The following is a 21385-nucleotide window of genomic DNA, read 5'->3' as shown; positions in this document are numbered from 1 at the left end:
GACGACGCTCGGCGAACGGATGATCGGCGTCGATCTCCACGATGCGGAAGTTTGCGCGGACCTCACTCCTTGCATTCCTCGCCAGTCCCACGAATGGCTACGTGGCGGGGCCAGGAGCCGAAGACGAGACCTCGCTTACGGCGCTTTCGTCAACGCGTCGATCGCGTGCTGTTCGCTGTTGCTCCAGAACGCCGCCCACGTCGGAAATCCTTGCGGAAGACGCGGCTGATACCGATCGCCTTCATACTTGCCGGGCCAGTTCTGCAAGCGCGGCGCACCGGGCCGAGCGAGCCAGTCCGTCGAATACCAATGCTGTTCGTCGCGACGCTCGAAGCACCACTGCCCGTCGCGCCGCACATAGTGATCGAAGTAGCGGATCGCCATCACCACCCACGCTCCGTTGTCCTCGTGCTCCGCGCGACAATAGACGCTTCCCGTTGCATGGTCGGCATCGACGAAATCGACGACGTGGCCGCAGATCTGGTGAATGCTGCGATAAAAGCCACGCAGAATATGCCCGGACCCGTAGAACGTCTTCAATGCCGCGCGCCCTACGCCCCATCGGCCGCAATCGACGTTTTCGGCGAACAGTTGCACCAGGCTGTCCAGATCGCGCGAATCGACCGCGAGCGCGTATCGGACGGGCAATTGTTGGATGGCGAGCTGCGCCTCGATGCGCTCGATACGCGCGAGCAGCGCTGATTCCGTCGTCATGCCTTCCCCTTCGTAGCGTTGGCCATCGCGGCCGGGCGCGCGCGGATTTCGTCGGCATAGTAAGGCTGGTGTGAAAGAAGTCCGCCATCGACGTTGAACACCTGGCCCGTGACGAACGCCGCCTCATCCGAAGCGAGATACACCACCGCGTGTGCAATGTCTTCGGGCTGCCCGAGGCGAGGCGTGAGATGGTGGCTCAGCATCATCTCTCCGGTCTCCCCCGCGTAGTACGCCTGGGTCACCGGCGTGACGATCAGGCCCGGAGCGATCGCGTTGCAGCGTATCCCCTCCTTGCCGTGCTGCGCGGCGACATAGCGCGTCAGCGCCTCGATACCGGCCTTGCAGACGCCGTACGCGCTGTACCCCAGCGCGCCCGCCTGAGCGGCACCGGAAGAGGTATTGATAATCGAACCGCCGCCTCGTGCGCGCATCAGTGGCAGCGCGCACCGCGAGGCCAGCATGGTGCCGCGAAGATTGATGCGCATCGTGTCGTCCCAGACCCCGACGTCGAGTGCCTCGACTGCCGCATCGACCGTACTGGAAAGCGATGTGGCCGCGGCGTTGTTATGCAGGATATCGAGCCCGCCCCAAGTCTTGAGCGTCAGATCGAACAATGCATCGATCGAACTTTCGTCGCCGATATCGACCTGCGCCGGGACCGCGTGCCCCCCCGCTTCGTTGATACGACGAACCTGTTCCTGCGCGCCTTCGAGATTCAGGTCCGCCACGACGAGCAAGGCGCCCTCCTGCGCGAGCCTGGCGGCACAGGCAGCGCCGATACCGGATGCGGCCCCGGTCACGATGGCAATCTTTTGCTTCACGCGTTGCATGATCTGCTCCCTGTCTCAGGCCGTTATCGGTGTCCGGCCGCCTGCTGCAACGCGGTCGAGATGAAAGTCGATATCGCCGAACATCTTCTCCATCATCGTCATCTTGCGGAAGTAGTGCCCTACCGGATATTCCTCGGTGAGCCCCATGCCACCGTGCAACTGGATGCCCTGCGCGCAAACGAAGCGATTGGCGCGCGCGGCAACGGCTTTGGCCGCCGAGATGACGCGGCTGCGTTCGGCCGCCGGGCCGTTCAGGTGCGCGATCCCGCAGTACAGCATCGAACGCGCCTCCTGCGTGGCGACGAACATCTCAGCCATGCGATGCTGCAACGCCTGGAACTTGCCGATCGGCTGGCCGAACTGCGAGCGTCCCTTGATGTACTCCGAGGTGATCGCCATCACGGCTTCCATCATGCCAAGGCTCTCGGCCACGCTCGCGAGACTGGCGAGTTCCGTTGCCTGCGTGAGCACCTGCAGCGAGCGTTCAGGTCCGACGATCAATGCATCTTCACTGAGCTCGACGTTATGCAGGTCGATATCCGCGGCACGCGATCCATCGAGCAAGCGGTACGACCGGCACGTTACGCCCGCGGCCCGGCGATCGACAAGAAAAACGCCCACGCCTTGCGACGCGCCTTCGACTCGCGCGGTCACGAGCAGCTGGTCCGCCGACGCGCCGGCGACCACCAGCGTCTTCGCGCCGCTGATCAGGTAACCCGAAGCGCTCTTGAGCGCGTGCGTTTGCGCGTGGCATCCCAGCTTGTACCGGCTGCCCGCTTCGCTGTCCGCGAGCGACAGCAGCAGCGTGCCGTCGATGACGGCGGGCAGCAGCGTCTCACGCCGGCGCCGCGCATCGCCTCGTTCGACGATCGTGGCGCAAAGCAGCGCCGTCTGCACGACCGGCTCGAGCGCCATACCGCGACCGAGCGCCTCCATCACGATCGCCGTTTCAACGAACGAGCACCCGAGACCGCCGACGTCTTCCGGCATCGTCAGCCCGAGCCAGCCGAGTTCGGCATAGGCGCGCCAATGTTCGCGGCTGAAACCCTCTTGCTCCGCCGCGATGCGCGTGCGCGCCTCGAATCCATACTCCTGCTGAACGTAGCGCTCTGCGCCGTCCTTCAGCATCGATTGTTCTTCGGAGAAGTTGAAGTCCATGGCTACAGTCCAAATGCCAGCTTGGCAATGATGTTCTTCTGCACTTCACGCGCGCCGCCATAGATCGTGGAGGCGCGAGCGATCAGATAGCCCGACGTGCGGCCGCCCATGTAATCCGGCCAGTTTTCGTCGACCGCCAGATCACCCTGCGGCTCGCCGTGGTCGTCGAAACGCATCGCGCGGGGACCGAGTGCGTCCATTTGCAGCTGCGTCACGCGCTGTTGCATCTCCGACCCGCTGATCTTCAGCGCAGAGACGACCGCATCGAGATTGCGCTCGCTCTTCTCTTCGGCAAGGATGCGGAGCACCGACCATTCGAGCGCCATCAGGTCCGCTTCGACCTCCGCGACCTTGCGCGCGAACCCGGGTGTATCGATGAGCCGCACGCCGTCCTGTCGCTCCTGCCCCGCGATGTCTTTCGCGCGCTGCAGCTCGCGTTTGTTGAAGTACAGGAACGCGCTCGCCGTGCGCTCCTTCTCGAGGAGGTACTTCGCATAGGTCCATCCCATGCCGGCCTCGCCCACGAGATGCGACTTCGGCACACGCACGTTTTCGAGGAACACTTCATTCAGGCCCTTGCCGCCCTCGATCGAAACGATCGGACGCACCGTGATGCCCGGTGTGTCCATTTTGACCAGCAGGAAGGAAATGCCTCGTTGCGGCTTGACGCTCGTATCGGTCTTGACGAGGAAGAATCCCCAATTGGCAATCGTTGCGTCGCTGGTCCAGATCTTCTGGCCGTTGATCACGTACTCGTCACCGTCGAGCACGGCCGTGCTCTTCAGTCCAGCCAGATCCGAGCCCGCGTTCGGCTCCGAAAAGCCCTGGCACCAGAACTCGTCGCCGCGAAGAATAGGCCCGAGAAAACGCTCCCTCTGCCAGTCCGAACCGAACGCGATGATGACGGGCGCCACCATCTGCGTCGACTGCCACCCATAGTCCATGGCATCGGCGTTGTACAGCTCTTCCATGAAGATATGCTTGCGAAGCCCGCTCCAGCCGGTGCCGCCATGTTCGACGGGCCAATGGGGCGCACCCCAGCCGCGCTCGTACAGAATGCGCTGCCATCTACGGATGTCATCACGCGTAGGCGGATGCACGCCGACACGCCAGCGGCGTGAAATGTCGGCCGGCGCATGCTCACTGAAAAACGTTCTGACTTCCCGACGAAATGATTCGTCTTCCTCGCTATAGCCCAAATGCATGCCTGACTCCTGAATCTCTTGCGCCCTCGTTGTCTGCTCTGTCGTGCCACTGCGCCGCGCTTGTGCGGGTGCTCCGCCTAGCGGCCTCTGAAAGCCGGGGCGCGTTTTTCTCTCGCGGCGAGCCGGCCCTCCGCGGCGTCCTCTGAGTTCACCGCGAGCGCCACCGCGTTCAGTTCCTGCGCAAGAAACTCTTCCATGCCACCGGGGTTCAACCTGAACAACTGCTTGGTCAGCCCGAGCGAGAAAGTCGGGCCAGCCGCCAGCTCGCCAGCCAGCTTTTCGGCGGCCGCGTCAAGCTCGCCGTCCTCGACGAGATGACTGGCAAGACCCATATCGAGTGCTTCCTTGCCGCTCAGCCGGCGATTCAGATACATGATTTCCTTGGCGCGAAACTCGCCGCAATGACGCGCAAGCAGATACACCATGCCGCCTTCAGGTAAGGTGGCGCGCATCAGGAAGGCGGGAATGAACTGCGCCGTATCGGAAACGATCAGCTGGTCCGCGCACAGCGCAAAGCTCCACGCAATTCCCACGGCAACCCCGCGTACCGCCGCGACCACTGGCTTGTTCAGGTTGTACAACCGAAGCGCGACCTTCTGATACACCGCCATCGATGCGCGCGCGTGCGCCACGCTCATCTGCGGTGGCGCGGCGCCGCTGCCCTTGATGTCGGCACCGGCGCAAAATGCGCGGCCTGCGCCAGTGAGAATCACCGCGCGAATCTCCGGATCCTTTTCGATGCGATCGAGGTGGCCGAGAATCAGATCAAGCATTTCCGGCGTCAGCGCGTTGAGCTTCTCGGGGCGGTTCAGACACAGCGTCGCAACCGCGCCGTTCAAAGTGAGTTCAACATCCATGATGTTCGGCTCCTCGTCTGAGTTTGGTTCGTCCGTCCGACGGTCTGGTCAACTGCCGCGAGCATGCAGGCGGATCATCCCGTCGCCAAACGGCTCGTCGCGGCGCTTGAGCGCTTCCTTCAGGCCAACCGCTTCCATGTCCGCCTTGAACTGCGAGCGGCGCGGCCCCTGGCTCTGGTGAGCCCGTGAGTCGTTTTCCACCGCGAGCCGCTGAAGCGTGCGCGAACCGGCCAGCTCCAGCCCGATGTTGACAATGCGCTTGTTGGCCGCAAGCAGATCGGCATCGACAAACGACAGACGGCGTGCCAACTCGCCCACCTCCGCTTCGAGCTGCTCTGCCGGCACCGCATCCATGACGAGCCCGATCTTCGCGGCGTCGCGGCCCGTCAGCGAGTCGCCAGACAGCAGCAGACGCTTCGCCCACTGCGGGCCGACGTGATAGAACCACATGTGCGCAGGCGGCGAGCCGTTCGCGCGCGTGGCGGGAAAGCCGATCCTTGCGTTGTCGGCGGCGATCACCATGTCGCACGCCAGCGCGAGATCCGTGCCGCCCGCAAGACAGTTGCCATGCACCTGCGCGATGATCGGCTTGTGGATATCGGCCATCAGATTGACCGTCTCCGACTGCCGCTCCATCGACCAGCAGTCGTCGTCGAAGCTGCGAATCGTTCCACGATAGTCCCCCGGATCAGCGGCGTCCGCGGCCCGATCCGAATACGTCGTCACCAGATCGTAGCCTGCGCAGAAGTCGCGGCCAGCTCCCGACAGTACGATCACGTTCACCGATTTGAGGTCGTCAGCTTCGAGCAACGCCGCCTTGAGTTCCTGCAGAAGCGGATTGTTGATGGCGTTGCGCTTGTCCGGACGACTCAGCGTGATGCGCGCAACGCGTTGCGCCACTTCAAACTTCACGCACTCCGATGTTTTCAGCCATTTGGCCATGGTCGATTCCCTCCAATTGAGGCGATTGCCGTTCACCGGGCAAACTGCGCGCGCAGACTTACCTTGCTGATCTTGCCCGTCGGCAGCCTCGGCAATTCGTCGACGAATGCTATGGCTTTCGGACATTTGTAGCTCGCGATCAAGCCGCGACAGAACTCGATCAATTCGGCTTCGCCCGCTTGCTCGCCACGGCGCAACACGACGATCGCCTTGACGCACTCTCCCCACTTCTCGTGCGGCACGCCGATCACCGCCACGTCGATGACTGCCGGATGCTGGAGCAGCGCATCTTCGACTTCACGGCTGTAGATGTTCTCGCCGCCGGAAATGATCATGTCCTTCTTGCGGTCGACGAGGAAAATGTAGCCGTCCTCGTCCTGGTAGCCCATGTCGCCCGAGCGATACCAGCCGTCGCGCAGTGCTTCCACCGTCGCCACGCTGTTGTTCCAGTAGCCACTCAACTGCGTCAGCGAGCGCAGCCACACCTCGCCGGTCTGACCTTGCGGCAGATCGTTGCCGTGATCGTCGACGATGCGCAGGTCGATGCCGGGGCACGGGCGCCCTACCGATGCGAGACGCCGTACCTGTTCCGGAGACCCTTTGGGCTTGACCTCGTGCGCAGGCAACCAGCAGGCGTTGCTCTCGGTCATGCCGTACTGGACCGAAAACACCGGGCCGAGCACCTGAATGCCGCGCGACAGCAGCGGTGCAGGCACCGGGGCTGCCGCCGTGACGATGTTTTCGATGCTGGACACGTCATAGCTCGACAGTTCGGGCACATCGAGGACCGCCTGAAGCATCGCGGCAACCATGAACGTGAAGGTGATCCGTTCTTCGGCGATCGTCTCGAGCATTTGCTTCGGCTCGAAGGCGCGATGCACGACCGTCGTGCCGCCCATCCAGGCCACCGAATTAACGAAGCCAATTCCACCGACGTGGAACGCCGGCGTCGTCTGTAGCACGCGGGTATTGCCCGAAAACTCCGTCACCAGCGCGCAGCTTTCGGCGGTGACGCACATGGCATGGTGCGTGCGCACGACGCCCTTGGGACGCCCCGTGGTGCCGCTCGTGTACATCAGGTACGCGTAGTCTTCCGGTTTCGAACGGATCGGCGGCCCTTCCACTGGGCCGGCTTCCATCACCGCCTCGAATGAAACGGCCCAATCCGGTGCGTCGCCAATGCAGATGTACTGCTCGATTTCGGGCAGTTGCGAACGCAGTCCGTTCACGACATCGACATATTGAGCCTCGAATACGAGCGCCTTGGGGGCCGCGTCCTTAAGAATATAAAGAATCTCCGCGGGGGCCAGCCTGAAATTGACGGTTGCCAGAATGAAGCCGGCCCATTCGCATGCACGGTAGCTCTCGTAGTACTCCGCGCAATTCATCGCGAGGATCGCAACCCGGTCCTGACGCCGCAGGCCGCGCTCATATAGCGCTCCCGAAAAGCGGCGTGCACGCTCCGCCAACTGACTGTGCGTCAGACGCCGGTCGGCGTACACGAGCGCCGTGTGGTCGGCATGCAAGCGCGCGTTTCGCTCGATCATCTCGCCAAGGGTTCTCATCTCAATCCTGTCGTTGTTTTGTCAGATCGACTGTTAGCCAGCGAGCGTCTGCGGATCGGCCAACACGGTTCCAATGAATGCGGAAAACCCCGCCGCGTCGGCTCCGTTGATCACTCGATGGTCGTAGCTGAGCGACAGGGGCAGCATCGTGCGCCAGCTGACGCCGCCGTCGTCCGCCGGCGCGGCTGCCAGCCGGGTTTTAGTCACGCCGAGAATCGCCACCTCCGGCGCGTTGACGATAGGCGTAAAACCAGTACCGCCAAAGCCGCCGAGCGAACTGATCGAAAAGCAACCGCCCGACATCTCTGCCATCGATAAACCCTTTTCGCGCGCCTTCTGCGAAATTGCTGCAAGTTCCACCGAGAGTTCTTCGACGCTCTTCCTGTCGCAATCGCGCAGCACCGGCACGAGCAATCCGAAGCGCGTGTCCACGGCGACCCCGATGTGGAAGTACTTCTTCAGAACGATGTTTTTGCCGTCACCGTCGAGCGACGCGTTGAATTGCGGGAACTCCTGCAAAGCCCGCACCACGGCTTTGATAAGGAAGACGAGCGGCGTCAGCTTAACCGCCGTGCCCGCCTCGTTACGGGCCTTGCGATAACTTTCGAGCGACGTAATATCAGCGTCGTCGTGGTGGGTCACATGTGGGATCGTCAGCCAGTTGCGCGACAGGAAGGCTCCTGTGAGCTTCTGGATGCGCGACACCGGCTTGACTTCCACCTCGCCGAATTCGGCGAAATCGACCTGCGGCCAAGGCGGCAGATTCGCGCCGAAAGCGGGGACCGCAGCCTCGCCGGGGCCGGTATTCACATCGGACTGCGGTCGCGTAGCAACGGATTCGACACTCATCGCGGATGCCTCTTCGAACGACTGTTGGACAGCGTGACGGCCTGCGGCCAATCAGACGATTTCCGCCAGCACCGTGCCGACGGGATACACTTCGCCAACCTGGGCAACGATGCGCAGCGTGCCCGACGCGGGCGACTCGACCTCCTGAATCGATTTGTCGCTTTCGAGCGCGTAGAGAATCTGCCCTTCGCTCACGGTTGCGCCGTCGTCCGCCAGCCATTCGGCTAGCGTGCCTTCGTTCATCGAAAAGCCCAGTTTGGGAAGCAGAACTTGTGTGGTCATGACCTTGCTCTATTGATGATGGAATTCCGGGTGTTCGTGCTTGTCATTTCAGCGTCGCGCGAACCGCCGATTCGATTTCGGCCACGCCCGGTACGAACGCGTCTTCGAGCGGCTTCGAGAACGGCACGGGGCAGAATTGCGCGCCTACGCGCTGCACGGGCGCCTTGAGCTCGCGAAACAGGGCTTCGTAGATACGGGATGCGATTTCCGCACCCACGCCGAACGGTTTGACGGCTTCGTGCACGACAACGGCGCGCCCGGTTTTTGCAACCGAAGTCAGGATAGTTTCGGTATCCAACGGAGAGACAGTGCGCAAATCGATCACTTCGCAGGCGACACCATCTTTGGCCAGCACTTCGGCAGCAGCCATGGCTTCCTGCACGCGGCGGCTGTAGCTGATCACCGTCACGTCGGTACCCGCGCGAATCACGTTGGCTTTGCCAAGCGGAATCGCCACGCCGCGCTCCGGCGCACTGCCCGGATTCCAGTAGGTCGGCATGTTCTCGATGAAAAGGCAAGGGTCGTCATCACGGATGCAGGACAGCATCAGGCCATACGCATCGGCAGGATTCGACGGTGTGACGACCTTGATGCCGGCAACGTGCGCAAACCAGGCCTCGAGGTAGTCGGCATGCTGGCCACCCGTGCCGAAGCCGGCGCCCGTCATGGTGCGGATGACGATCGGCACATTGGTCTGTCCGCCCGACATGAACCGCAGCTTCGCGGCGTGATTCACGATCATGTCCATCGCGACAGTCGTGAAGTTCATCAGCATGATTTCCGCCACAGGACGCATCCCGACCATCGAAGCGCCGATTGCCGCACCGATGATGGCCTGCTCTGAAATCGGCGTCGAACGCACCCGCGACGTGCCGTATTTCGACGACAGTCCCTTCGTTACGCCGACAATGCCGCCCTCCTGGCCGTCGGCAACGTCTTCACCCAGCACGATTACGTTGGCGTCGGCGGCCATCGCGTCGTCGAGCGCGAAGTTGACCGCCTGGATGGTGTTGATGTTGGTTGGCTGCTGGCTCATGCAAGCACCTCGTCCTTGAAGATGTCGAGCCGAAGCTCCGCGACATCGGGATATTCGCTCGACAGCGTGAATTCGACCGCAGCGTCGATCTGCGCCTCGTGTTCGGCTTCCATCGCAACCAGTTGCTCCTCGGTCGCATGCTTCGCATCGATGAGCCACTGACGGAACAGCGGCACCGGATCCTTCGCGAGCCAGGCGGCCTTTTCGTGCTTGTCCATATAGGCGTCGGGGTCGCCGAACACGTGCCCCTGAAAGCGGAACGTGTTCGCTTCGATCAGCGTCGGGCCGCCGCCGTTGCGCGCGCGTTCGACCGCTTCGTGCGCCGCCTTGTGCATCTGAATCGGATCGTTGCCGTTCACCGTGATGCCCGGCATCTGGTACGCGACGGCGCGCTGGGCGATGTTCGGCACGGACGTGCCATACGCGTATTTGGTGTGCTCGGCATAGCCGTTGTTCTGGCAGACGAAAATCACCGGCAACTTCCACACGGACGCCATGTTCAGCGACTCGTGGAAGGCGCCAATGTTTGATGCGCCGTCACCGAAGTAGGCCACGGCCACGCGTGATTCACCGCGAATCTGCGCGGCGAGCGCAAGCCCATTTGCGATCGGCATCGAACTGCCGACAATGCCGGTCGTCACCATGACGCCCGACGCGGGATGCGTGACGTGCATCGGGCCGCCCTTGCCTTTGCACGTCCCCGTCACTCGCCCTCCGAGCTCGGCCCAGAGTTCCTTGAGCGGCACACCTTTGGCGATCATGTCGTGGACGCCGCGGTAGATCGTGCAGATGTAGTCGTCGTCGCTGAGACACACCGACATCGCCGACGGAATCACTTCCTGGCCGCGCGGCGAGTAGTACGGCATCACCAGCTTGCCGGCCTTGATAACGGCACGAAAGCGCTCATCGTTCTGCTTGATGAGAGCCATGCGCCTGTAGATGTCGACCAGGACTTCGCTGCTGGGCGGCTGATAGGCATTCATTCGTCACTCTCCTGTGTCACCAGATCTTTTGCGCGCCGCTCGCATGCAGCGCCGCGATGTAACCGAACACGAACGATGCGCCGATGCTGCTGCCGGCGCCCGGATAACACCGGCCAACCACGGATGCCGTGCAGTTGCCGGTGGCGTACAGCCCAGGGATTTGCGAGCCGTCGTCCTTCAGCACACGTCCGAACTCGTCGGTCACGAGACCGCCTGCCGTGCCCACATCCCCTGGATACATGCGCACGGCGTAGAACGGCCCCTCCTCGATCGGCCCGAGATTGGGGTTCGGTTTGATGGTCGGGTCTCCATGACAGCGATCGAATGCGCGCGAGCCGCGACCGTAATCTTCGTCGACGCCCGTTTCGCAGAAGCCGTTGAAGCGCTTGACGGTCCCGAGCAGCCCAGCACGGTCGATGCTGCATATCGCGGCCAGTTCTTCGAGCGTGTCAGCCTTGATCATGTATCCACTGTCGAGCCACTTCTGCGGAATCTGGCCCGGCATCGCCGTGCCCCACGGGTAGTACTTACGCTGCCGGCTGTCCATGACGACCCATGCGGGAACGGCCTTACCCGTCTGCTTGTGGCGCTGGTACATGCGTTGACCGATTTCCATGTACGCTCCGGCTTCGTCGCAAAAGCGCTCGCCGTCCTGGTCGACCATGATCGAAAACGGCAGCGACAGGTCGAGGTGATGCATGAACGGCAGCGGCGAACCATCCGGCGCGCGTGCACCTTCGGGCAATTCCTCGTTGGGGCCGAGCGACGTCACGACCCACCACGCTTCCTCCATGCAGTCCACTGCGCCGCCGAGCGCAATCGCGGCTTGCAGGATTTCACCGGTATCGCCCGGATTCGCATTGGTCCAGTCCGCGGACGACGGCTGCGGCTGGTACCTGCGGCGCATTTCCGCGTTGTGTGAAAAGCCGCCGGTATTCAGCAGGACGCCTTCGCGAGCGCGCACGCGCAACTCGCGGCCGCTGCGTACCGCGACGATGCCGGTCACGCGTCCGTCCTCGACGATGAACTCGCGCACCGGCGTGTCCGTCCAGATCGGCACGTTCGCGCGCAGCGCCATCTGCAGCATGCGCCCTTGAATCGCCGCGCCGTTGGCCACGAGCTCCTTGCCGGTGATCTTCTGATAGAGCATCCGGCCACCCAGTTGCATCGCCTTGCGCTTGCCGCCCCACGTCCGCTTCATCAGAAACAGTTGCGGATACTCGTCCGAGTTGGCCGGCATCGACGGGCCCTTGTAGCGCGACAGACGCGGCGCCCATTCGCCCAGTTCCTTCACGTCGAACAACCTGGCCAGCAGCGACCGGCCACGCGGCTCGCCGCCGGGCAGCGTGTCGTAGTAATCGGACCAGCCGTCCGCGTACACGAACTGCATCCCCTGCTGCTCGAGAAACTCGGCCATCTTCGGGCCGGTGCGCAAGTAAGCCTCGCGTCGCGCGTCAGAAGTGCCCGGGCCTTGATAAGTAACCGCCGCATCGAAGTACTGGCGCGCACGTTCATAGGAATCGCTGACGCCGTGACGCTTCATCACATGATTGTTCGGAAGCCACCAAACCCCGCCCGAATATCCGGTCGAGCCGCCGACCTTCGCCTGCTTCTCGATGATCAGTGCTTCTTTGCCCACCGACTTGCAGGCAAGCGCCGCACACATCGAACCCCCGCCGCTGCCGACCACCACGAAGTCGTAGGTTGCGTCCCAGTTTGTCGACATCACTCATCCCGCGCGATGAATTCGCGCAGCGCGCGATGGAAGTTCGAAACCGACGATTCCTGCAGCGGATTGGTGCGCAAACCCTTGAAGCCGCGCGACTTCATGCCCTGCTGAACGTTGGTCATGTTCTGGAAGTCCTGCCACAGGATCAGGCCGAAGTTCTCCTGCGCGTTCTCCTTCCAGTCGTCCACGCCGTAATAGAACTCGCGCTTCAACGGCGGCTCCGCCCCAGGCGCGAAGCGCTGCAGCGACCAGATGTCGTAGATGCACGAATCCGAATTGTCGCCATCCGGCCGCGCGCGATAGAACAACGCGCCGTCCGGGTACGGCAGGAACACCAGATTCGGAAAGACGTGCCAGTCCGCTCCCGCGCGACCCAGTTGCTCGAAAGAGATCTCGGGCCAGCCCGCACCCTCGGCGATGGCCGCCTCGCGCTGAAATTCCATCGCCTTCCCAAGGACTTCGAACTGGTTACCCGACGGCGACATTTCGGTCATCAGGCGCTTCGCGGCTTCGTAATCGCGCGCGGTATTGATCGCCTTCAGAGTCTCTTCCATTACCCGGAAAAAGTTCACGAGCCCCTGGCGTACGTCTTCCGGCATCGGCTTGCCGGTTCGCGGCGAGGGCGCGCCGATCATCCGCGTCGCCGTCGAATAACCAAACATCCCATGGCGGCCATAGGAGAAACTGCGCGTCACGTCATCGCCTGCGACGTCGAGCAGTTGCGGATGCGTTGCCGCTACGTGATAACCCTCGTTGAACGCTTCGAGTGCAACCTTCCAGTTGCACGGCAGACGAATCGACTTGTACCAGCGGTAGCGCATCTTTTCGAACTCGAAGCAGTTGGTGATCTCCGGCACCGGGTCGAGAAATTTCGCGAGCGGCTCTGCATCCGGATCCATATTGATGAACACGAACCCGCCCCACGTATCGACCAGCATGTCCGTGAGACGAAGGTCCCCGTCAGCCATGTCCGGGCAACCTTCCCAATCTTGCCTGTCGAGCACACGCGCAAGACTGCCATCCAGATTCCACTGCCAGCCGTGATAGGCGCAGTGAAATTTCGCGGCCTTGCCACAGCCGTTAGTCAGGCGCCGGCCACGGTGCTGGCAGACGTTGAAGAAGGCCTTGATCTGATCTCCCGCGGTTCGCACCACGATGATCGATTCGCCGGCCACGTCGAAGGTCACGAAGTCGCCCACGTTGGGAATCTCTTCCAGACGGCAGGCGACCTGCCAGGCTCGCGGCCAGAGGCGCTCGTTCTCGCGCTCGAGAAACTGCTTCGACAGGTAACTGTCCTTCGGGACAAAATCGAGGCGGACAGTGTGCTCACCCGAATCGGGACTGGTGTTACCCATTGTTATCTCCTTCGTCATATGGCCGGCGTAGGCGCCGGTTCCGGCTTTTTATGTGGCGGCCGCGCGCTCGACGGTCCTATTGCAACTCTCAGTTCAATTATCTTGAACAGCGTTCGGGCCAGTGTCAATCCGGGCGAACGTCAATCGAGCGCCGCGGTCAGTGCCGGCACGGCCTCGAAGAGGTCGGCGCTCAGACCGTAGTCGGCCACCTGAAAGATCGGCGCCTCGCTGTCCTTGTTGATCGCGACGATGACTTTCGAGTCCTTCATACCGGCGAGATGCTGAATCGCGCCTGAGATACCCACCGCGATATACAACTGAGGCGCGACAATCTTGCCGGTCTGGCCGACCTGATAGTCGTTCGGCACGAAGCCGGCGTCGACCGCGGCGCGCGACGCGCCGACCGCGGCGCCAAGCTTGTCCGCAAGCGCGTCGAGCAGTTTGAAGTTGTCGCCGTTCTGCATGCCTCGGCCGCCCGACACCACGATGTTGGCTGCCGCAAGCTCCGGCCGGCTCGATTTCGTCAGTTCCTGGCCGACGAAACGGGCCTTGTCGAAAACCGCTGCCGATGCGACTGCGCGCGACGGCGCGGCGGCCGAACCGGTAGCGGCCGCATCGAAGGCGGTCGGACGAATCGTGACGACCTTGATTGCGTCGGACGATTGGACCGTGGCGAGTGCATTGCCGGCGTAGATCGGACGCACGAACACATCGGGAGCCTTGAAAGCGATCACGTCGGAAATCTGCGCGCTGTCGAGCAGCGCGGCTACCCGCGGCATGAAGTTCTTGCCCACGGCCGTGGAGGCCGCGATCACGTGCGTATTACCGCTAGCCAGCGAAACGACGAGTGCGGCCAGATTTTCCGGCAGCCCATGCGCGTATTCGGGTGCATCCGCGACGAGCACTTCGGCGACGCCGGCAACGTTCGCGGCCTGCTCTACCACCGCCGACGCGCCGTGGCCTGCGACCAGTACATGAATCTCGCCGCCCGCAGCGCCTGCCGCCGTGATGGCGTTGAGCGTGGCGCGCTTGAGGCTTGCGTTGTCGTGTTCGGCGATAACGAGAATAGTCATGATCAGATCACCTTCGCTTCGTTACGAAGCTTTTCAATCAGCGCTGCAACGTCGGGAACCATCACGCCGCCCTTACGCGCCGGCGGCTCGGTCACTTCGAGAACCTTCAGACGAGGTGCAACGTCGACCCCCAGCGCGTCGGGGCTCAGCGTCTCCAGCGACTTCTTCTTCGCTTTCATGATGTTGGGCAGCGTCACATAGCGCGGACTATTCAGACGCAAGTCCGTCGTGACCACCGCCGGCAGATCGAGCGCGACACGTTCGAGTCCGCCATCGATCTCACGCGTGACGAGTAGTTGTTGACCGTCCACTTCCGTCTTGAACGCGAACGTGGCTTGCGGCCAGCCGAGCAACGCGGCGAGCTTCTGGCCGGTTTGTCCCGCGTCGTTGTCGATGGCCTGCTTGCCGAGCAGCACCAGTTGCGGAGTTTCCCGCGCGGCCACGGCGGCCAGCAGCTTGGCGACCGCGAGCGGCTGCAGATCCGCATCGCTTTCCACCAGCACCGCGCGATCAGCCCCCATCGCGAGCGCCGTACGCAGCACCTCCTGCGATTGCGCGGTTCCCGCCGACACCACGACGACTTCACTCGCCACGCCGGCTTCCTTGAGGCGCACCGCCTCCTCCACCGCGATCTCATCGAACGGGTTCATGGCCATTTTCACGTTGGCCAGATCGACGCCCGAACCATCGGACTTCACCCGAGGTTTCACGTTGTAGTCGATCACGCGCTTCACCGCGACCAGTATTTTCAATTTGACGCTCCGAACGCTTTGTTGAACAATGTTCTATATTCTGAACTCATCTTTTTGTAGCTGTCAACGAGAAGAATGAGGAGAACGTCGCTTGTCGCTCAATTCGACGCCCTCGTTCGACACCATGGAGACGACCAATGAAGCTCTATCGATGTGAACGGTTTGAAGGTATTGCGGGTCTGGCACTACGCGAGGAACCCGATCCGGCGCCGCCCGGCGCTCACCAGGTACTGGTGCAAATCAATGCGAGTTCGTTGAATTTCCGCGAGTTGCTGCTGATCAACGGTGCATATCGCGACTGGATGGCGCCCAACTTCATCCCGGCCTCGGACGGCGCGGGCGTCGTGCTTGCCGTCGGCCCAGGCGTGCGGCGCTTCCGACCCGGCGACCGGGTGATGGCCAATTTCGCGCAGAACTGGCACGGCGGCACCCGCCCGCAACACGCGGATACGCTGGGCCGCGGCGCTATCGTCGAAGGCATGCTGCGCGACAAGGCGGTGCTGAGCGAGGAAGAGCTGGTTAGCGTTCCGGATCATCTTTCCGACGAGGAGGCCGCAACGCTGCCTTGCGCCGCGCTCACCGCATGGAACGCGCTGTGCCAGCATGCGCCGCTGCTGCCGGGCCAATCCGTGCTCGTACAGGGCTCTGGCGGGGTATCGCTGTTCGCTCTGCAGTTCGCCCGTCTGTTCGGCGCGCGCGTGATCGCGACTTCGTCGAGCGAAGCGAAGCTCAAACGGCTTGCCGAACTCGGCGCCGACGCCACGATCAACTACCGCGACACGCCGAATTGGGATGACGCCGTGCTGCGCCTGACCGATGGCTTTGGGGTCGATCTGGTCGTCGAGGTGGGCGGCGCCCAAACCTTCGGCAAGTCCATTGCCGCCACTCGCGACAGCGGGCGCATCAGCGTGGTCGGGCTGCTGACCGGCGCCCCTTCTCCCGGCGAAGGATTCTTCACGCGCGGACTGTCGATCGCGCCGATCCGCGTCGGCTCCCGTCAGGATTTCGAAGCGATGAACCGCGCGATCGGACTGCACAAGCTCAAGCCCGTCATCGACTCGGTTTATGACTTTGCGCGCGTACCGGATGCGCTGCGGCACCTCGAAAGCCAGCAGCATGTCGGCAAGATCGTCATTCGCCACCGGTAACCAGCCTTCGCATGATCCACGGAGTCAGACTATGAAACTCTTTTCACTGGAAGGACGGATTGCGCTCGTCACCGGCGCGTCGCGCGGCCTCGGCTTCGCCATGGCTAACGCGCTGGCGGCAGCGGGTGCGACCGTGATACTGTGCGCGCGTTCGCGCGCGAGCCTCGAAACCGCTGCGGAATCGATTCGTAAAGCGGGCGGCGACGTCGATATCGAACCGTTCGACCTCACCGATCAGGGCGCAATCAGAAACGGCGTTCGCAACGTCCTTGCACGCCACGGACGCATCGACGTCCTGCTCAACAATGCCGGCATTTGCGAGTGGAGTGATTTTCTGCAGTCGAACCTCGACATGTGGCAAAGAACGATGGATACCAACGTCACGGCCGCCTACGTGCTCGCGCAGGAAGTTGCGCGCCAGATGATCGAACGCGGACACGGACGCATCATCAACGTCGGGTCTTATGTGTCGGTGCTCGGTCGCGAGAAGCTGCAGGCATACGTGGCCAGCAAGCACGCGATTGCCGGACTGACGAAATCGCTCGGCGCGGAACTGGGCCGACACGGCATTCGTTGCAACGGCATCTGCCCCGGCTACTTCCTCACCGAAATGGCCGAGCCCGTCACGTCCAACCCGCAGATGAAGGAAATCGTGCGCTCGCATATCTCGGTGGGACGCTGGGGCAACCCCGAGGAACTCGGCGGCGTCGCGGTTTTTCTCGCCTCCGAAGCGAGCTCCTACATGAATGGGCAAATGCTGATGGTCGACGGCGGGGTCTCGGAGATCCTGAGCTTCTCGATGTCCGTGGTGTAGCGCAACGGGCGGTTCGCCTCAACGCGCCGCGTGACCTGCAGGCAAACCGGCCCGCTATCTCCACAGATAGCGGGCCAATTCTTTTGTCCTGCCAGGGTGCTGCTTGAAGAGCGGCACCCGTTACGCAGTCACGACCGCAGCGTTGCCTCACCGCTACAGGCCTCGACCTTCGTGGAGCCGGCGGCGCCGCCCTTCGCCACTGCTTTACGCGAAATGCCTTGCAGCAGGAAATGCGACAGCGCCGGAATGAGGATCAGCGCGCCGATCATGTTCCACAGGAACATGAACGTGAGCAGGATGCCCATATCGGCCTGGAACTTGATCGGCGAGAACGCCCACGTTATGACGCCGGCAGCCAACGTCACACCGACCAGCGCCACGACCTTCCCGGTGAACTGCACCGCGTGCCGATAGGCTACACGCAGCGGCTGCCCAGCGCGCTGATACGCGAGCTGCACACTCAGCAGATAGAGCGCGTAGTCGACGCCGATGCCCACGCCCAGCGCGATCACCGGCAGCGTTGCCACCTTCACGCCGATGCCGAGCTTGACCATCAGCGCCTCGCACAGCACCGACGTGATCCCGAGCGGCACGACCGCCACCACGACCGCGCGCCAGCTGCGGAACGTGATGAAGCACAGCAGGATCACCGCTGCATACACCATCAACAGCATCGTGCGGTTCGCCTTGGCAACAACGACGTTCGTCACCGCGTCGATGCCCGCCGACCCGGCGACCATCAGGAACTGATGATCGGCGTCGCTATGGGTTTTCGCGAATGCCTCTGCAGCCTCCATCACGCGCGACAGCGTCGCCGCTTTGTGATCGGTCAGATAGGCGATGACCGGTGCGGTGCCGCAGGTCTGGCTCAGCAGATCAGGATGATCGAGCAGGATCTGCCACACCGTCTTGTTCACGATCGAAGGCACGCGGTCGATCGTGTACCACTTCGGGTAGCCCTCGTAGAACCCGGACGTCACCCAGCGCGCGAGACCGCCGACCGAGGTGGTGGTCTGCACCCCCGGCACGCCCCGCAGTGCGGTTTCGAGCCGGTCCGCCTCGAGCACCAGCGGGAAGTTGTTGGTGTCGCAGGTGCCGTGCGACGACTTGCCGATCACGACGAACAGGTCGCTCGACAGACCGTAGTGCGCGTTGGTGTACGCGTTGTCGAGGTTATAACGCGACTGCGGCCTGAGTTCCGGCGCGCCCGAATCGAGGTCGCCGATCTGCAGGTGCTGACTGATCGACCAGCCGAACACCGTGAGCGCCGCCGCACAAACGATCGCACCGACAGCCCAGCGGCGCTCGGTGAAGCGATCAAGCAGATTCCACAACGCGCCCGCCGACGAGGTGCCGCGCGCGTCGTTCTGCTCGCCACGCACGCTGCGTCGTGCAGCCGACGGACTCACACCAATGTATGACAGTAGTACCGGCAGCAGCAGCAGGTTGGTGAAGACCAGCACGCCCACGCCAACGCTCGCGGTAAATGCCAGATCCTTGATTACCGGAATGTCGATCACCATCAGCACGGCAAAGCCAACCACGTCAGCGAGCAACGCCGTGAGACCGGCGAGAAAAAGCCGCCGGAACGTGTAGCGCGCCGCCACATAGCGATGCGTGCCACGCCCGATGTCCTGCGTGATCCCGTTCATCTTCTGCGCGCCATGCGAGACGCCGATCGCGAAAACGAGAAACGGTACGAGCACCGAGTACGGGTCCAGCACATAGCCGAGCGTGCGAATGATGCCGAGCTGCCAGACCACCGCAATCAGCGAACACCCCACCACCAGCAGCGTGCTGCGATAGCAGCGCGTATAGAGAAAGATCACGACGAGGGCGATCCCCGCGGCCACGCCGAAGTACATCGCTACCAGCTTGAGTCCGTCGATCAGGTCGCCGATCAGTTTCGCGAAACCCACCACGTGAACCTGCACCTCGCCGCGGCCCTCCGCTTTGATGACCTCGTCGATCCGGTGCGAGAGCTTCGCGTAGTCGAGCGGCTTGCCGGTATCGGCGTAATGATCGAGCAGCGGCAGCTGGATCATGCTCGAATGCAGATCGTTCGACACGAGGCTGCCCACGATGTTGGCGCGGGCAACGTTGGTGCGCAGCTGTTCGACTGCCTGCGCGGACGCGTCGAAGCCGTCCGGCATCACCGGTCCCCCTGCGAAGCCGCGCTCCGTGACCACGTTCCAGCGCACGATCGGCATCCAGAGCGACTTCACGCCAGGCCGGTCGACGCCCGGAATCAGGAACAACGCGTCGTTGATACGCCGCAGCGCCGCGAGATATTTCGGATCGTAGATGTCACCCGACGGATTCACGACGACGATCCGCAGCGAATTGCCGAGTCCTTTCAGATCCGCCTTGTTGGCGAGGTAGTTTTTGATGTACGGATGCGACAGCGGAATCATCTTCTCGAAGCTCGCATTCACATCGAGCCGCAGCGCCTGAAATCCCAGCACCGCCGTGATGATCGCGCAGATGATGATGAGCCACGGACGCCGGTTGAAGATCAACCGCTCTAGCGCGTTACCCGAGCGCGTATCGAAGCTGGCAAGATCCGCCACCACGGGCATCTTGTCGAATTGGGCATTGTTGCCGCCAGCCATGTCTGCTCCCCCTTAGTGCAACTTCGACAATGCGATCCGCGACAGGCCGGCCGCACCGGCCAGCACCGCGGTGTCGCCGCGCAGCGCCATGGCGAAGATGCCGCCTGGCTGGCTCGCGCCGAGTGTATGAAACGTTGCCCCCTGGTCGACGCTCTCGAGCAGCTCGCCCGCCTGGGTCGCGAGAATAAGGTGGCCGTTCGGCAGTTCAGCCGAAGCGAGAATGCTCGCGCCGGTCGGCAGCGTGATCTTGTCCCACGTCGCGCCGCCGTCGGTGGAGCGATACGCGTTGCCGAGCAGACCGTAGACGATCATGGCGTTGTGCGTGGAAGCGAGACCGAAGAAGCTACCCTTCGACGGCGTAGGCACCGCGACGAAACGCTGCTTGTCGGGATCGAGCTTGAGCAGCAGCCCCTGTTCGCCCGCGATATAAAGCGTGCCGTTGATACGGCGCATCGCATGCAGGTTCAACGCGTTGGGATTGTCGACGCGATCGAACCAGGGCACCCAGCTCTTGCCGCCGTCGTCGGTATGAAAAATGATGTTGAACGAACCGATGACCCAGCCGGAACGCTCGTCATCGAACCAGACGTCGAGAAACGGACGGCCTCCCTGATCTGCTTCAAAGCGCTCGGCCTCTTCGCGCGATGCCTTGAGATCAGGTGAATCGCCCTGTTGCTTCGCGTAGTACTCGCTCATCAGCCTGGCCGCCTGCTGGCCGTCGAGCTGTCGCGTCCAGCTATTGCCACCGTCGGTGGTATGGAGCACCTCGCCGTCGTGTCCGACCGCCCAGCCCAGCGCGGCCGACTTGAACGTAACGGCCACCAGATCGGAACTCACCGGCACCTGTACCTGGCGCCAGTGCACGGCAGCGTCGTCCGATACGAGAATTACTCCGCGCGGACCTACCGCGACCAGGCGCTGTCCGGCCTGCGCCAGCGCCATCAGCGGTTCATGCGCGGCCTGCGGGTTGATGACGGCGGGCGAGCGCATCGGGTCGGCGAATTCGGCGTAGACCGACCCGCTCGCGGCGCATGCCGCGGCGACGATTGCCAACCAACGAAACAGGGTCTTGCGCATTGTGTCTCCTTCACAGTAACTGGCGATCGATCACGCGAACAGTCCTGAGCTTTTTATGAAAACTTCTTTGTGCGCCATGCCATAGCCGGCACGGCGCACGTGCTGCGCCCTTCCTTGTGCCTGGGCCGGCAGTACAGTGAACTCTTGAATTGGGCAGCGAGGATCGGCGTGCCGCTCGAGTCAACCAGCCATGGCTTCACATTATTGCGCTGCGCCGTACCCACGTAGCGCAGTTCCCAATCCCACAACGCTTCCTGACCGTCCTTCGGCACAGGGAACGGCTTGCCGCCGGATGCGCCGGAAACGAACAGGCCATTCTTTTCGAGCTTCGCGTTCTGCTGGTGATGCGTCCCGCCAGGCAAGCCGGGCAGGGACGCATCACTCAATACCTCATCCTCAACTCG

Annotated in this window: 20 protein-coding genes; 2 read left to right on the top strand and 18 right to left on the bottom strand. The window is 62.8% G+C overall.

The features are described 5' to 3' along the window. Positions 1-135 precede the first annotated feature (135 nt). The 15 genes from HDG33_RS19705 to HDG33_RS19635 form a co-directional block, all read right to left on the bottom strand. Positions 136-714, bottom strand: coding sequence for a nuclear transport factor 2 family protein (locus HDG33_RS19705; RefSeq protein ID WP_184032233.1), 579 nt, complete (start codon positions 712-714; stop codon positions 136-138). Then, positions 711-1544 (bottom strand): SDR family oxidoreductase, encoded by an 834-nt coding sequence (locus HDG33_RS19700; protein WP_090808830.1) that lies wholly within the window; start codon positions 1542-1544, stop codon positions 711-713. Before HDG33_RS19700 ends, HDG33_RS19705 begins: the two co-directional genes overlap by 4 nt. Before the next feature lie 15 nt (positions 1545-1559). Next, on the bottom strand, positions 1560-2702 hold the full coding sequence (locus HDG33_RS19695; RefSeq protein WP_184032232.1) for an acyl-CoA dehydrogenase family protein: 1143 nt from the start codon (positions 2700-2702) through the stop codon (positions 1560-1562). A 2-nt stretch (positions 2703-2704) separates the two neighbouring features. Beyond that, positions 2705-3907 (bottom strand): acyl-CoA dehydrogenase family protein, encoded by a 1203-nt coding sequence (locus HDG33_RS19690; protein ID WP_184032231.1) that lies wholly within the window; start codon positions 3905-3907, stop codon positions 2705-2707. Positions 3908-3984: 77 nt separating this feature from the next. Next, positions 3985-4764, bottom strand: coding sequence for an enoyl-CoA hydratase/isomerase family protein (locus HDG33_RS19685; RefSeq protein ID WP_184032230.1), 780 nt, complete (start codon positions 4762-4764; stop codon positions 3985-3987). 48 nt (positions 4765-4812) lie between these two features. Next, the gene (locus HDG33_RS19680; RefSeq protein ID WP_184032229.1) at positions 4813-5706 is read right to left on the bottom strand and encodes a crotonase/enoyl-CoA hydratase family protein; all 894 of its coding nucleotides are present in this window, start codon (positions 5704-5706) and stop codon (positions 4813-4815) included. Positions 5707-5738: 32 nt separating this feature from the next. After that, a complete protein-coding gene (locus HDG33_RS19675) occupies positions 5739-7271 on the bottom strand; it encodes a class I adenylate-forming enzyme family protein (RefSeq protein ID WP_184032228.1) in 1533 nt (510 codons plus the stop codon). Between the two features lie 33 nt (positions 7272-7304). Then, on the bottom strand, positions 7305-8120 hold the full coding sequence (locus HDG33_RS19670) for a 2-oxo acid dehydrogenase subunit E2 (protein WP_184032227.1): 816 nt from the start codon (positions 8118-8120) through the stop codon (positions 7305-7307). A 51-nt stretch (positions 8121-8171) separates the two neighbouring features. Beyond that, positions 8172-8402, bottom strand: a complete 231-nt coding sequence (locus HDG33_RS19665) for a biotin/lipoyl-containing protein (protein WP_018425497.1) — start codon at positions 8400-8402, stop codon at positions 8172-8174. Between the two features lie 43 nt (positions 8403-8445). Beyond that, positions 8446-9438, bottom strand: a complete 993-nt coding sequence (locus HDG33_RS19660; RefSeq protein ID WP_184032226.1) for an alpha-ketoacid dehydrogenase subunit beta — start codon at positions 9436-9438, stop codon at positions 8446-8448. Then, positions 9435-10421: a thiamine pyrophosphate-dependent dehydrogenase E1 component subunit alpha gene (locus tag HDG33_RS19655; protein ID WP_184032225.1), complete on the bottom strand. Its 987-nt coding sequence runs from the start codon at positions 10419-10421 to the stop codon at positions 9435-9437. Before HDG33_RS19655 ends, HDG33_RS19660 begins: the two co-directional genes overlap by 4 nt. 16 nt (positions 10422-10437) lie before the next feature. Further along, a complete protein-coding gene (locus HDG33_RS19650) occupies positions 10438-12147 on the bottom strand; it encodes an FAD-binding protein (RefSeq protein ID WP_184032224.1) in 1710 nt (569 codons plus the stop codon). Next, positions 12147-13505, bottom strand: coding sequence for an SRPBCC family protein (locus HDG33_RS19645; protein ID WP_184032223.1), 1359 nt, complete (start codon positions 13503-13505; stop codon positions 12147-12149). The genes HDG33_RS19650 and HDG33_RS19645 overlap by 1 nt, the downstream gene beginning before the upstream one ends. A 140-nt stretch (positions 13506-13645) precedes the next feature. Next, positions 13646-14578 carry an electron transfer flavoprotein subunit alpha/FixB family protein gene (locus HDG33_RS19640; protein WP_184032222.1) on the bottom strand — a complete coding sequence of 311 codons (933 nt, stop codon included), beginning with the start codon at positions 14576-14578 and terminating at the stop codon, positions 13646-13648. A gap of 2 nt (positions 14579-14580) precedes the next feature. Then, positions 14581-15330 (bottom strand): electron transfer flavoprotein subunit beta/FixA family protein, encoded by a 750-nt coding sequence (locus tag HDG33_RS19635; RefSeq protein WP_184032221.1) that lies wholly within the window; start codon positions 15328-15330, stop codon positions 14581-14583. Between the two features lie 137 nt (positions 15331-15467). Here HDG33_RS19635 and HDG33_RS19630 point away from each other — a divergent pair, with 137 nt between their 5' ends. Both HDG33_RS19630 and HDG33_RS19625 read left to right on the top strand, forming a co-directional pair. Continuing rightward, positions 15468-16478: an NAD(P)-dependent alcohol dehydrogenase gene (locus HDG33_RS19630; protein ID WP_184032220.1), complete on the top strand. Its 1011-nt coding sequence runs from the start codon at positions 15468-15470 to the stop codon at positions 16476-16478. Between the two features lie 31 nt (positions 16479-16509). Then, positions 16510-17292: a glucose 1-dehydrogenase gene (locus tag HDG33_RS19625; protein ID WP_184032219.1), complete on the top strand. Its 783-nt coding sequence runs from the start codon at positions 16510-16512 to the stop codon at positions 17290-17292. Positions 17293-17420: 128 nt separating this feature from the next. Here the strand turns inward: HDG33_RS19625 and HDG33_RS19620 are convergent, their stop codons facing one another. The 3 genes from HDG33_RS19620 to HDG33_RS37485 are packed head-to-tail and all read right to left on the bottom strand — an operon-like array spanning position 17421 to position 21367. Further along, positions 17421-19904, bottom strand: coding sequence for an RND family transporter (locus HDG33_RS19620; RefSeq protein ID WP_184032218.1), 2484 nt, complete (start codon positions 19902-19904; stop codon positions 17421-17423). Positions 19905-19916: 12 nt separating this feature from the next. After that, on the bottom strand, positions 19917-20981 hold the full coding sequence (locus tag HDG33_RS19615; RefSeq protein ID WP_184032217.1) for a YCF48-related protein: 1065 nt from the start codon (positions 20979-20981) through the stop codon (positions 19917-19919). 53 nt (positions 20982-21034) lie between these two features. Further along, positions 21035-21367 carry a DUF1329 domain-containing protein gene (locus HDG33_RS37485; protein ID WP_260330509.1) on the bottom strand — a complete coding sequence of 111 codons (333 nt, stop codon included), beginning with the start codon at positions 21365-21367 and terminating at the stop codon, positions 21035-21037. Positions 21368-21385 lie beyond the last annotated feature (18 nt).

It is taken from the genome of Paraburkholderia sp. Cpub6, assembly GCF_014201065.1.
Taxonomy (GTDB): domain Bacteria; phylum Pseudomonadota; class Gammaproteobacteria; order Burkholderiales; family Burkholderiaceae; genus Paraburkholderia; species Paraburkholderia tuberum.
The sequence above is the reverse complement of the archived record's forward strand: the minus strand, read 5'-3'. Positions and strand labels throughout refer to the sequence as shown.